Here is a 14078-nt window from a genome sequence, read left to right on the forward strand (position 1 = left end):
GCTCTTATAAACCGTCTTAAAAACTCAAAGGCTCAAGAACTGCTTAACATTGTTGACCAACCTCTTCATGCTTAATACTAATAAAAGCGTAAACGGCTATCATTATACTATTTATTAGCTTTACTATACTCTATTCTCTGGTCCTTAAGATTGCACATTCCCTTGATACTTGAAATAGTTCATCAAGAGATTTTACCCACACAACAATCTCACATGTAATAGCTAATAACGCCATTTTACGACACAACATCAAACCTATAAGCCCCCAAATATCCATATCCCCCAAAATACTCTCATATACAAATAATTCACAATGAAACAAAAAAATCCTTAAAAGATTCTAAAAGCACAGAATTTAAACAATACACCATAAGCTCAAAACAGCATTAATCACTCTAGAAAATCTTACAATAAAAGTTCTAAACTTTAAATATACAAGCTCATTCTTTCGCCATCGTAAGTTTTTAATCTCTACAAAAGAATATAATCATGAAACAAAAGATTATTTAGTGATTATCAATAGTATAAATTAAGTAATATTTCCTTCTGTAGTTCAATTAAAGTTTATTTTATTTATTAATAATATAAACATTATTTATTCTGTATAAATTTTAAATAAAATATTTTAAAGAAACTAAAATTACAACAAATAAACTTAAAATATTTTTCTAAGAAATTATCATTATATAATTGTATTTTTATGCTATACATCATTGACAACTTTAACGAGCAGAAAAGTTATCAATCTAAAAGGGGAAAGTTTCATGAGTAATCAAACAACTGTAGATCCACATGATACAAGGAAACGTGTTTTTGCTATCATATCCAGTGCATCAGGAAATCTGGTAGAATGGTATGACTTTTATGCTTACTCCTTTGCATCGGTTTATTTTGCATCACAATTTTTTCCTGAAGATGAAGATATTGTTACACAACTGTTAAAAACTGCAGGGATCTTTTTTATTGGCTTTCTTATGCGTCCTATTGGAGCATGGCTCTTTGGCTTCATTGCTGACCGCTATGGACGTAAACGCTCCATGCTTATTTCTATTTTTATGATGTGTGGAGGTTCTTTTCTCATTGCTATACTTCCCACCTACAAAACTTTGGGAATAACAGCAGCATTTCTACTGCTTTTAATCCGCATGTTTCAAGGGCTCTCCGTCGGTGGTGAATATGGTACAGCAGCCACTTATATGAGCGAAGTTGCCCTTAAAAATCATCGCGGATTCTTTGCATCTTTCCAATATGCTACACTCATTACCGGGCAACTTCTTGCAAGTTTCATTATCTTTATTCTAGCACTTTATTTCACTGAAGATCAGCTAAAAGAATGGGGCTGGCGAATTCCTTTTGTCATTGGTGGCTTTGGAGCGATCATTTCAATTTATCTGCGCAATTCGCTCCATGAAACAACGACCAAAGAAAGCCGCTCGACACAACATGCTGGAAGTATTATAGAACTTTTACGCAATCATACAAAAGCTTTCTTTTTGGTTATTGGCTTTACAGCGGGAGGATCGCTCACATTTTATACATATACCACTTATATGCAAAAATATCTGATCACCACCACCGGATTTGATAAGCACACTGCGACGACAATAATGACTGGCGCACTCTTTATTTTTGTGTTACTCCAACCCCTCTTTGGTTCTCTAGCCGATAAAATTGGAGTAAGAGCTTCACTCATTATTTGGAGTATCTTATCTATTATCTGTACCATTCCAGTCCTTAAAATGATTGGAAATACCCATAATGCATGGACAGCACTCTTAATTATCATTGGAATACTCTGTATTATGAGTTTTTATACATCCATTGCTGGTATAATAAAAGCAGAACTATTCCCTACTTCAATCCGAGCAATGGGGGTTGGTATCTCTTATGCTATTGCTAACGCACTGTTTGGTGGCTCTGCGGAATATGTAGCGCTTGGATTAAAAAATATAGGGTACGAATCTGTTTTCTTTTTTTACATTGTTGGAATGATGATCATTGCCCTCATCTCTATTCTCCTAATGCCCGATATAGACAAGGGGGGATATCTGAAAGATGATGATATCCATTAAATTTGTACACACAATAAAAAGCCTAAATCCTTAGGCTTTTTATGAATATTATAAAGTCTTTAAACAACAACAAACATAAAACAATTCATTTTCGACTGTTTCCATACAGTACAAACTATTATGCTTCTTGCACAAGGTGGAGAATCTATAAATCTATATTATTGAGACTTTTCACAGATCTTTAATCACTAAGCGACAAGATCATAGAAAATTACGCAACTTCTTCGCACTGTTCAAATATTCTATAGGAAATTTTTAAGCCAATCATTTAAGCACTCTTTTTACCAACATTTCATCTAGCTTAAATCTCCTCTTCAATGCCCCCTTCCCCTTACATTCGCTGTAACGCATTTTACCCTACAACACAATAACGCCCTCAAAAGGCTCAAGCCTATATACAAACAGGCTTTAGAAATTACTATGACACAATTAAATTTTAGTGATACAAATAAAAACTTAAATAATAAAAAATAAATTATCAATCTAAAAGGGGAAAATTTCATGAGTAATCAAACAACTGTAGATCCACATGATACAAGGAAACGTATTTTTGCTATCATATCCAGTGCATCAGGAAATCTGGTAGAATGGTATGACTTTTATGCTTACTCCTTTGCATCGGTTTATTTTGCATCACAATTTTTTCCTGAAGATGAAGATATTGTTACACAACTGTTAAAAACTGCAGGGATCTTTTTTATTGGCTTTCTTATGCGTCCTATTGGAGCATGGCTCTTTGGCTTCATTGCTGACCGCTATGGACGTAAACGCTCCATGCTTATTTCTGTTTTTATGATGTGTGGAGGTTCTTTTCTCATTGCTATACTTCCCACCTACAAAACTTTGGGAATAACAGCAGCATTTCTGCTGCTTTTAATCCGCATGTTTCAAGGGCTCTCCGTCGGTGGTGAATATGGTACAGCAGCCACTTATATGAGCGAAGTTGCACCCAAAAATCATCGTGGGCTCTTTGCTTCTTTTCAATATGCAACAACAATCTCAGGTCAACTTCTCGCGAGCTTGGTAATTTTTATTTTAGCCATTTATCTCACTGAAGATCAGTTAAAAGCGTGGGGATGGCGAGTTCCTTTTGTCATTGGTGGCTTTGGAGCGATCGTTTCAATTTATCTGCGAAGCTTGCTTCATGAAACAACAACCCCCAAAAGTCGTTCTGAACAACACGCCGGTAGTCTTAAGGAACTTTTTTGCAATCATAAAAAAGCATTCTTTTTGGTTGTTGGCTTCACAGCTGGCGGATCTCTCACATTTTATACATATACCACTTATATGCAAAAATATCTGATCACCACCACCGGATTTGATAAGCAAACAGCAACAACGATCATGACTGCGGCCCTCTTTATTTTTGTGTTACTCCAACCTCTTTTAGGGGCCCTAGCCGATAAAATTGGAGCAAGAGCTTCACTCATTATTTGGAGTATCTTATCCATTATCTGTACCATTCCGGTCCTTAAAATGATTGGAAATACCCATAATGCATGGACAGCACTCTTAATTATTATTGGAATACTCTGTATTATGAGTTTTTATACATCCATTGCTGGTATAATAAAAGCAGAACTATTCCCTGCTTCAATCCGGGCAATTGGTGTTGGATTTGCCTTTGCCATTGGGAATGCACTCTTTGGCGGTTCTGCTGAATATGTAGCGCTTGGATTAAAAAATATGGGATATGAATCTGTTTTCTTTTTTTACATCGTTGGAATGATGATCATTGCCCTCATCTCTATTCTCCTAATGCCCGATATTGATAAAGGAGGATATCTTGATAAAGACAAACTTCATTAAACTTATTTACTAAATAAAAAGCCCAAGAAATTGGGCTTTTTTTTTGTAATTATTTAATAAATTAATCAAACTATTTATAATATAATAAATAGATAAAATTTCCCCCAATATGTTACTTAAAATATTTTTCATAAAAAATAATCATTATACGACTGAATTTTTCTAGTAATCATAAAACATTATGTTTAAGAATATGGATTATAAATCCAAAAGGGGAACAATTCATGAAAAATGGAACAACTTCAGCATCACAGGATGCAAGAAAACGTATTTTTGCTATTATAGCAAGCGCATCAGGAAATCTCGTAGAGTGGTATGATTTTTACGTTTATTCATTTGCATCAATTTATTTTGCCTCACAATTTTTTCCTTCAGATGATGATGCGATTACGCCCCTGTTGAAAACAGCGGGGGTCTTTTTTATTGGCTTTCTTATGCGCCCTATTGGAGCTTGGTTTTTAGGATTTATCGCCGATCGTTATGGACGTAAATTCTCGATGCTTGTATCCATTTTTATGATGTGTGGGGGATCTTTTCTCATAGCCATACTTCCCACCTACAAAACTCTTGGCGTAACAGCAGCGATCCTTCTACTTTTAATTCGAATGATGCAAGGGCTTTCCGCAGGGGGCGAATATGGGACAGCAGCAACTTATATGAGCGAAGTAGCCCTCAAAAAGCATCGTGGGCTTTTTGCTTCTTTTCAATCAGCTACCCTTATTACAGGTCAGCTTCTTGCCAGTTTCATTATATTTATTTTAGCATCTTATCTGTCTGAAGATCAGTTAAAAGCATGGGGATGGCGTATTCCTTTTGTGATTGGTGGATGTGGAGCGCTCGTTGCGATTTATCTACGCCGTTCACTCCACGAAACCACCACGAAAGAAAGCCGCTCTCACAAACATTCTGGGAGTCTTAAGGAACTTCTCACCAAACATACAAAAGCTGTAGTCGTGATTGCTTGCTTTGCATCAGGAGGATCACTTACATTTTATACCTTTACGACTTATATGCAAAAATATTTGATCACCACCACCGGCTTTGATAAACATACCGCAACAACGATAATGACAGCTGTACTGTTTATTTTCATCCTGTTCCAACCTATAGCGGGAATCATCGCCGATAAAATTGGAACCAAAACTTTACTTATCATTTGGAGTATACTTTCTGCCATTTTTACATTTCCTGGACTCTGGATTATAGGTAACACCCATAATATATGGGTTGCCTTATCTGTCATTATTGGCTTGCTCTTCATTATGAGCATGTATACATCCATCTCTGGTGTCGTAAAATCAGCCATGTTCCCCTCTTCCATACGTGCATTAGGCGTTAGCATTTCTCATGCCATTGGGAATGCCTTATTTGGTGGTTCTGCTGAATACGTTGCGTTTGGATTAAAAAAAGCTGGATATGAATCACTCTTTTATTTCTACATAACCATCGTGATGATCATGGCTTTCATTGCGCTTCTCTTTGTCCCGAGTATGCGTAAAGGAGGATACCTCCAAGACGATGAAAAACGTTAACGCCCTCTATAAACGAAAAAGCCCAAGAAATTGGGCTTTTTTATCATTATTACAAATTTAATATTGTTTAAATTTTATGAAGTGCCTTGAGTTGCTTAGCAACTAAATAATAAAAAGTTATACGACTTTTTCTACGCTCTCCAGCCATCATCTGAGCAACTTTTGAAACAGCCATTTTAGCACTCTGCTCATCAACTTCTAAAACATCTTGAACCCATTTTTCAACACGTTCTAACTCTTTTGGATCTGATGTTGCAACAAGCGCTGCATCCTGCTTTTTCATCACCAAAGCTAAACGCTGACTAAGTCGTTCGACTGCCGCTGCATCAGGATTTGAATCATATACTTTAATATCTGCTAGATTATTTGTCATTTTACATCATCTCCTCTCCAAAAATGAGCGGCTATACTTTTATAGCCGCATCATATAGCTCCATAAATAATTAGAGGATTAAAAATATTAACAACCCCCCCTTTTCCTAAGACTGTTCTTCATCTATATTTAAAGGGCTGGCTTTCCAGCTATGGTAATAAATGGACGGTGAAATAAACCTATTGGACCCGGGGGCGGTACCCGGCGCCTCCACCAAAATATAAATAACCAAAATTATATTTTGGTGGGGGCGAAATAGGATCGACAAGGGTGTAAAGATCGCTCTTTTACTCGGCATTGTACCACCGTTATCGGGCTAAATGAGTAGTTGCAAATGACAACTATGCGGAAGCACGTCTCGCCGCCTAAGGTGGTGTGAATGTTTCAAATTGACTCTTAAACCGTCGCAGGTTTAAGCGGGGTTGGAAGGCACCTGGCAACAGAAGCCTTCACTTTTAAAAATGTTATTGATTGATCTTTCAGACATCATCAGACATTATTTTTTGTGTTTTTTGATTCAATGAGGTATCTCGTAGACAAAATACTGCTAACTTTTAAATACATTCTATTACACAATATCAACGCATCAACACGGCCCATTCTGCTACGTGAAATAAAAGGAATAAACTTCAATGGTTAAAGATCAAATCCGTTACGATATTCTCGTTCAGGATGCGCTTCGTGGAGTTATCCGTAAAGTTTTATCGGAAGTTGCTAAAGCAGGGCTTCCGGGAAACCATCATTTTTTTATAACTTTTTTTACAAATGCTCCGGGTGTTAAAATTTCTCCTCGGCTAAAAAATCGCTATCCTGAGCAAATGACGATCGTCTTGCAACATCAGTTTAGAGATCTCAGTGTTTCAGAAACAGCCTTTGAAGTAACCCTCTCTTTCAGGGAAATTACCGAAAAACTCGTAATTCCTTTTACTTCCATTCAAGTTTTTTATGATCCTGTAGCAACATTTGAAGCAGCATTTGATCTGCCCTCACCCCCTCCCTCTGTAGAAAGTGAAGCTTCAGAAAATATCCCATCTACGCTCACAGCTCCCTCAAACAAACAAAAAAAAGAAAGTATGCTCACAAAAAAACAAAGTCTCACTACCAATAAAGAACCTTCAAATAACGATACAAAACAAAGTGCTGATATTGTCTCTTTAGATTCTTTTCGGAAAAAATAATTTTTCTCATGACTGAACCGATAAATCTTCGCCAATTTCGAAAACAAAAAAAGCGTGCAGAAAAAGCGCTTCATGCCGAAGAAAATCGTTATCGGTTTGGACGAACAAAAACTGAAAAACTTTTTGAGCAACAAAAATCTTTTAAAACGCAAAAATTTCTTGATCAAAATCGTTTGCGAAACGATGAGTAAAGGAAAAAAATGAACGAAAGTAATTTTATTGATTGGTCAAAAGTCATTCCGAAAAAGATATCTGTTCGCGTTGATGGACATGCAACCAGCGTCTCTTTAGAACCGCCATTTTTAGATATTCTCAAAGATATAGCCCGCAAAAAAGGACAATCTTTAGCCTTTATTATCACTGATATTGATAGCCAAAGGCCACAACAAGTTAATCTTTCGGCCTCGTTGCGCGTTTACGCCCTTCAAAGTATTCTTACTCAACGTCTTTAATACTTGCTTTTAACATCCTCTCGTTCAATTAAGACTGTTGTAGCTTTAAAAAGAAAAGTTTTTTAAATCTAGCACTTTTATAAAAAAAAGATTACAAAAAAGGTATAATGAATAATTTTTCCGATCACATACCTTTTTTTGAAGAAGATGCCCCCCCAGCCTATGATGAAAAAGGCTCTGGGATTTCTTCCCATGTTCTAAAGAAAAAAAAATCATATAACACAGACTATTTAGAACAGCTCAATCCAGAACAACAACAAGCTGTTATGAATACTGAGGGGCCTCTTTTAGTTCTTGCAGGTGCAGGCACTGGAAAAACACGTGTCTTAACAACCCGTATTTCTCATATTCTGCGCTCTGGACTCGCCTCTCCTCAACAAATACTTGCTGTCACTTTTACCAACAAAGCAGCCCGTGAAATGAAAACACGTATTGGTGAACTTATTGGTGAAATTGTTGAAGGAATGCCTTGGCTTGGAACTTTTCATTCTACTGGTGCTAAAATTTTACGCCGTCACGCAGAACTTGTTGATTTAAAAAGAAACTTTACAATTCTCAATAGCGATGATGTTCTTCGACTTTTAAAACAGCTTATTCAAGCTGAAGGATTAGACGACAAGCGTTGGCCCGCACGAAATCTAGCCATGATGATTGATTCTTGGAAAAATCAAGGACTTTCACCAGAACATATCTCAAAAAGTGATGCTCATTCCTTTGGCAACGGCATGGGACGCAACCTTTATTACAGTTACCAAAATCGATTAAAAGATCTTAATGCTTGTGATTTTGGCGATCTTCTGCTTCATTCTATCTCTATCTTCCAACACAATCCAGATATTCTTCGCGAATATCATTCTCAATTTCGCTATATTCTTGTTGATGAATATCAAGATACAAATACAGCACAATATCTTTGGCTTCGCCTTTTGGCACAACATCCTCAAGGTCAAAATGTTAATCTTTGTTGTGTTGGTGATGATGATCAATCTATTTATGGATGGCGTGGTGCGAAAGTCGAGAATATATTACGATTTGAAAAAGATTTTCCTTCTTCCCAAATTATTCGTCTAGAACGCAATTATCGCTCAACATCTCATATTCTTAAAGCTGCCTCTCATCTAATTGCTCATAATGAAGAAAGACTGGGTAAAGTTCTTTTTTCTGCTCAAATAAAGAGTGAGGAAGAAAAAGTAAAAATTCATTCAGCATGGGATTCAGCAGAAGAAGCGCGAGCTATCGGAGAAGAAATCGAACGCGCTCAACAAACCGGTCATGCATTGAATCATATGGCTATTTTGGTACGCGCATCATTTCAAATGCGTGAATTTGAAGATCGCTTTGTAACGCTTGGCCTTAACTATCGCGTCATTGGTGGTCCTCGTTTTTATGAACGAATGGAAATACGTGATGCCATGGCTTATTTACGCGTTGTTGTTCATCCCGCTGATGATTTAGCCTTTGAGCGTATTATCAATACACCTAAACGCGGCATAGGCGATGCAACCTTGCGCAGTCTTTATGAGAGTGCACGCGCACGTTCTGTTTCTCTCTTTTCTGCGGCTGCTGACATCATTGAAACAGACGAGCTAAAACCTAAGGCACGCAGTGCTTTACGAAACCTTATTGAAAACTTCCGCCGCTGGCAAAATATGCTGCAAGACACCCCCCACAGAGAACTTGCCGAGATCGTCCTTGAAGATTCTGGTTATACAACCATGTGGTTAGAAGATCGCTCACCAGAAGCGCCCACACGACTAGAGAATCTTAAGGAAATGATCCGTTCCATGGAACAGTTTGAAAATCTTCAAAGCTTTTTAGAACATGTTGCACTGGTAATGGAAACGGAAAATAATGAAAACATGGATGCCGTCAACATCATGACACTCCATTCCGCTAAAGGGCTTGAATTTGAAACAGTTTTTCTTCCAGGTTGGGAAGAAGGGCTCTTTCCCCATCAGCGCTCATTAGATGAAGGTGGACGTTCAGGATTAGAAGAAGAACGACGTCTTGCTTATGTGGGGCTTACAAGAGCAAAAAAACATTTACATATATGGTTTGTATCCAACCGAAGAGTTCATGGACTTTGGCAATCTGCTCTTCCCTCCCGTTTTCTAGATGAACTACCAGCAGAACATATAGAAGCCATAGCCATGGAAACATCTTATGGTGGTTATGGGAAATCCTCCTTTCAGCATAATGATTCCTTTTATAATGACTATGTAACACCAAGAAAAAAGCATTCACAAAAATACAAAAATATTGAAGGAAAAGTTATCGCTCAATCAATCTCTCACGCACCATCAAATTTTTCTATCAATGATCGAATTTTTCACATAAAATTTGGTTATGGTCGTATTACAGCGATAGATGATCATAAATTGACAATAATGTTTGAAAAAGCTGGAGAAAAGCGTGTACTGGATAATTTTGTAGACAAAGCTTAACGAAAGAAAACTATAATCCGTTTTCTCAAAGGATTATTTTATTCTGAATGTCGTTTCCATTTGTAAACAAAAGCTTCAATAGGGAGGTTTTGCATATCAGGTAATGCGTTGTAAATTTTATCAAGCGGCCAATCCCACCAAGCCATATCTAAAAGATCTCCTATCACATGATTGGGAAAGCGCATCCGCAATTGTTGAGCTGGAACCCCAGCAACAATCGTATAAGGCATAATATCTTTTGTTATAACAGCATTAGCTCCAATAATTGCACCATGTCCAACTGTTATCCCAGGCATAATAACTGCTCCATGCCCAATCCACACATCATGCCCAATGATAACACGTTTTGCACAACGCCTTTCACGAAAAGAACAATCGAGTGACTTATAACGAAAATATTCGTTTGGACGATAGGTTATTTTATGGGTTGAAAGACGCTCTATAGGATGCTCCAACGCATTTATCCGTACATGAGATGCAATAGAACAAAAACGACCAATATCGCTATAAATAGCCTCACTGTTACGTTCTAAATAAGAAAAATCTCCAACGGTCACATTCCGCAAAATCACCCGCTCATTAATTTCCACATAGGGCCCTAATTTACAACCATGCAATCGTGCCGTTGTATGGATACGCGGTTTACTTTCATGAAATCGAAGATCGTTCTCAATATTCATATTACCTTCCATCAATTATTTCATCAAGAGATATGGAAAGACATACCAAGCAAATCCATAAAATCAACCGTGAAACAAACATTGCAAAACAAACCAACCAATGCTAGATTTTTTCAACACTTTTAAGAGAGACAAGCAATGAAAAATGTAATCCGCATCTTAGGACTAACAGCTATATTTCTTACGGGGATTTTTATTTATGATAGGTTGATCAATAAACCTTTAGGTGATGACTTTACTCTCACCGATTCAAATGGACAAACTGTTACGCAAGCTGATGTTCGCAGTAAACCTTCTATTATTTTCTTCGGTTTTACGATGTGCCCTGAAATCTGTCCTACGACATTAATGAATCTTGATCGATGGCTTACAGCCCTTGGGCCTGAGAGTGATAAATTAGGAAAATGGTTTGTGACTGTTGACCCTGAGCGTGACACTCCTGAAGTACTTCATGAATATCTCAGTAATTTTAACAATAAAATTATTGGCATTAGCGGAGATCCTGAAAAAGTTCATAAAATGGTCAATTCCTTTAATATCTTTGCTGAAAAAGTACCAGGGACAGATGGAAACTATACTTACGACCATACGGCTGCAATTTTTTTGCTTAAAAAAGGTGGCAAACTCGCTGGTATTATACCTTATGAACCCAGCGAGGATGATAATGAGTTAAAAGACCAAATCGCCATTGAACGACTTAAAAAGCTTGTCATAAATTAAATAACAAAGACGATTATAGAGAAAGAACAAGATGTCACAGCAAATTCGTCTGTATTATACTGCTTCTAAAAATGAAGCAGAGCAATTTTATACGCTTATAGAGTCAGCTTTTGACGAAGAAGGATATCCTTTGGCTCTTACAGAGATTGATGAAAAAAACACCATCTATGAACTTTCACTCTATGTAGACCAAGAAAATCAAGAACATGTATCGAAGCGTTTTGCACAGATCCTTTCTATAGATCCTCATAAAATTAACCATGAAATTTTACCCAATATTGATTGGGTACAAAAAAGCCTAGAAGGACTACAACCTGTGCATGCTGGTCCTTTTTTCCTTCATGGAAGCCATAACCGTAACGACATCCCACAAGGTGTTTTTCCCATTGAAATTGATGCAAATCAAGCTTTTGGCACTGGACATCATGGAACAACAGCCGGTTGTTTGGAAATGATTGCCAAAATAATGCAACATGAAAACCCACAAAATGCCCTTGATCTTGGAACTGGCAGTGGTGTCTTAGCCATTGGCATGGCAAAGCTCAAACCCATTGCTATACTTGCATCTGATATTGATCCCATTGCTATCAAAGTTGCAAAACACAATATCACACTCAATGGCGTAGAAAAATATATTAAGGCAATTACAGCCATAGGCTTTTCCCATGATGAAATTGCATCACGTGCTCCCTTTGATCTCATCATTGCCAATATTCTTGCCAATCCGCTTATTGAACTTGCTCCAGAAATGGTTCAATTCCTTCAAAAAGATGGCTCACTTGTACTTTCTGGAATTCTTGAAGAACAACATGATTTTGTATTGGGAGCTTATGTAAAACAGGGACTCAAACATCTTGAAACATCCTACCATCAAGGATGGGTTACGATACATCTTAAATAAATGAAAAGGACGTTGTTATGTATCAATCTTTTGAAGCAACAACAAATCCCAGCCATGCTCTCGAACGTATTTCATCTCTTCGTAAAGAGCTTGATCGTCTTGGGCTTGATGGTTTTCTTGTTCCCCGTAGCGATGAACATCAAGGAGAATATGTTCCCCCCCATGCTCAACGCTTAAGCTGGCTTACTGGCTTTACTGGATCAGCGGGTATGGCGCTCATTTTAAAAAATAAAGCTATTATCTTTACAGATGGACGCTACAAACTCCAAGTTCGTCAACAAACTGATCCTCATATTTTTGAATATGAAGATCTCATAACTTGTCCTCCCTCACAATGGCTTGAAAAAAATGGAAAACAACTTTCTATTGGCTTTGATCCATGGCTCCACACCATTGCCTCTACAGATGCATTGAAAAAATCCTTAGAGATAAAAACAGGGGGAAAGCTTATAGCTGTTCAACAAAATCCTATTGATCTTATCTGGCATGATCAGCCACCCTTCCCACAATCTCCCCTATCAATTCATCCTCTCCAATATGCAGGATGGGATAGCGATGAAAAGCTCTCTTTAATTCGCAGAACCATACAACAAGTCCGTGCAGATGCTTTTATTTTTACAGATCCCTCCTCTATTGCATGGATATTCAATATCCGTGGCAATGATGTTTCTAATACACCTTTTGTCCTTTGTTTTGCTCTCATTCCCATCAAAGAAACACCAGCCTTATTCATTGACAGTAAAAAGCTTGGTGAAGAACAAAAACGATATCTGGAACGTTATACAAAATTATATGAACCAGAACAATTTATTGCAAAGATCAAAGATTATAGTCAAAAAGGTATGGTTTTTGCTCTAGATCCACAGTTAGCATGCGAAAAGTTAAGCACTGTACTTGAAGAAGATAAAAAATCTTTCATCCCACTGACCGATCCTGCTGCTCTACCCCGTGCCATTAAAAATAGCATAGAACTAGAGGGGGCACGTGGAGCACATTTGTGCGATGGTGTTGCTCTTACCCGTTTTTTTGCTTGGTTAGACAAACAAACTCCAGGCACGATAGATGAAATTTCTGCTGCTCAAAAATTAGAAGAATTTCGCATAAAGACAGCAAAAGACATGGGGAAAAAACTAGAAGATCTCTCTTTTGATACAATCTCAGCAGCAGGAGCAAATGGAGCAATTATCCATTACCGTGTAACAAATGAAACCAATAAACCACTCAAAGCTGGTGAGCTTTATCTTGTGGATTCAGGAGGACAATACCGTGATGGCACCACAGATGTCACACGCACGATAGCAGTTGGGAATATTGGAGAAGAAGAAAAACGCTGTTTTACTTTGGTTCTCAAAGGCATGATTTCTCTTTCAACAGCACTCTTTCCAAAAGGAACACGCGGACAAGATATTGATGTTCTAGCACGCATTGCCTTATGGAAAGCCGGTTTTGATTATGCCCATGGCACGGGTCATGGCGTTGGTTCTTATCTCTCTGTTCATGAAGGACCACAAAATATTTCGCGCAAAGGATACCAAGAATTGATCCCTGGAATGATTGTTTCTAATGAACCTGGATATTATCGTGAAGGCGCTTTTGGTATCCGTCTTGAAAATTTGCTTATTGTAAAGCCAGCACAAAAAATTGCTGGTGGAGAAAAAGAAATGCTCTCGTTTGAGACACTCACTCATTGCCCCATTGATCGAAGACTCATTCTTCCAGAGCTTTTAACACAAGAAGAGAGACAATGGCTCAATAATTACCATGCTCGTGTTTATCAAATGAATGCACCTTATTTAAATGAAGAAGAGAAAGAATGGGCAAGCGAAGCAACAAAACCCCTTTAAGGGAAAAAACACAGATATCTCTTAAAGCTTTCAACAAGAACATCCCCACCCCTTTTTCAAAGCAAAAATATGC

General features: G+C 37.5%; 12 protein-coding genes and 1 other RNA gene. 11 read left to right on the forward strand and 2 right to left on the reverse strand.

Annotated elements, in window-relative coordinates:
* Positions 1-764: 764 nt before the first annotated feature.
* The 3 genes from D1092_RS05515 to D1092_RS05525 all read left to right on the forward strand — a co-directional run bounded on the left by D1092_RS05515 (position 765) and on the right by D1092_RS05525 (position 5413).
* Positions 765-2072, forward strand: a complete 1308-nt coding sequence (locus tag D1092_RS05515) for an MFS family transporter (RefSeq protein ID WP_120122515.1) — start codon at positions 765-767, stop codon at positions 2070-2072.
* A gap of 501 nt (positions 2073-2573) precedes the next feature.
* Positions 2574-3881: an MFS family transporter gene (locus tag D1092_RS05520; RefSeq protein WP_120122516.1), complete on the forward strand. Its 1308-nt coding sequence runs from the start codon at positions 2574-2576 to the stop codon at positions 3879-3881.
* 224 nt (positions 3882-4105) lie between these two features.
* On the forward strand, positions 4106-5413 hold the full coding sequence (locus tag D1092_RS05525; RefSeq protein WP_120122517.1) for an MFS transporter: 1308 nt from the start codon (positions 4106-4108) through the stop codon (positions 5411-5413).
* A 67-nt stretch (positions 5414-5480) separates the two neighbouring features.
* Here D1092_RS05525 and D1092_RS05530 read toward each other — a convergent pair whose 3' ends face one another.
* Entirely contained in the window at positions 5481-5786 is a 306-nt protein-coding gene (locus tag D1092_RS05530; protein ID WP_120122518.1) for a DUF2853 family protein, read from the reverse strand.
* A gap of 97 nt (positions 5787-5883) precedes the next feature.
* On the opposite strand from D1092_RS05530, the gene ssrA reads away from it, so the two are divergent.
* The 5 genes from ssrA (at position 5884) to D1092_RS05555 (ending at position 9860) form a co-directional block, all read left to right on the forward strand.
* Positions 5884-6240, forward strand: a transfer-messenger RNA (tmRNA) gene (gene ssrA, locus D1092_RS05535).
* 178 nt (positions 6241-6418) lie between these two features.
* Positions 6419-6964, forward strand: coding sequence for an SspB family protein (locus tag D1092_RS05540; protein ID WP_120122519.1), 546 nt, complete (start codon positions 6419-6421; stop codon positions 6962-6964).
* Between the two features lie 8 nt (positions 6965-6972).
* Positions 6973-7155, forward strand: a complete 183-nt coding sequence (locus D1092_RS05545; RefSeq protein WP_039758988.1) for a DUF4169 family protein — start codon at positions 6973-6975, stop codon at positions 7153-7155.
* A gap of 9 nt (positions 7156-7164) precedes the next feature.
* Entirely contained in the window at positions 7165-7416 is a 252-nt protein-coding gene (locus tag D1092_RS05550) for a ribbon-helix-helix domain-containing protein (protein WP_120122520.1), read from the forward strand.
* Positions 7417-7523: 107 nt separating this feature from the next.
* Positions 7524-9860, forward strand: coding sequence for an ATP-dependent helicase (locus tag D1092_RS05555; protein WP_120122521.1), 2337 nt, complete (start codon positions 7524-7526; stop codon positions 9858-9860).
* A gap of 38 nt (positions 9861-9898) precedes the next feature.
* On the opposite strand, the gene D1092_RS05560 is transcribed toward D1092_RS05555, so the two are convergent.
* Positions 9899-10540: a DapH/DapD/GlmU-related protein gene (locus D1092_RS05560; protein ID WP_120122799.1), complete on the reverse strand. Its 642-nt coding sequence runs from the start codon at positions 10538-10540 to the stop codon at positions 9899-9901.
* A gap of 138 nt (positions 10541-10678) precedes the next feature.
* Between D1092_RS05560 and D1092_RS05565 the strand changes: the two genes are divergently transcribed.
* From D1092_RS05565 to D1092_RS05575, 3 genes are read left to right on the forward strand one after another with little or no spacing between them, the layout of a single operon-like run.
* A complete protein-coding gene (locus tag D1092_RS05565) occupies positions 10679-11260 on the forward strand; it encodes an SCO family protein (RefSeq protein ID WP_120122522.1) in 582 nt (193 codons plus the stop codon).
* A 31-nt stretch (positions 11261-11291) separates the two neighbouring features.
* Complete coding sequence (locus tag D1092_RS05570; protein ID WP_120122523.1) at positions 11292-12161, forward strand: 50S ribosomal protein L11 methyltransferase; 870 nt, start codon at positions 11292-11294, stop codon at positions 12159-12161.
* A 17-nt stretch (positions 12162-12178) separates the two neighbouring features.
* Positions 12179-14005: an aminopeptidase P family protein gene (locus tag D1092_RS05575; RefSeq protein WP_120122524.1), complete on the forward strand. Its 1827-nt coding sequence runs from the start codon at positions 12179-12181 to the stop codon at positions 14003-14005.
* Positions 14006-14078 lie beyond the last annotated feature (73 nt).

Source organism: Bartonella krasnovii, from assembly GCF_003606345.3.
Taxonomy (GTDB): domain Bacteria; phylum Pseudomonadota; class Alphaproteobacteria; order Rhizobiales; family Rhizobiaceae; genus Bartonella; species Bartonella krasnovii.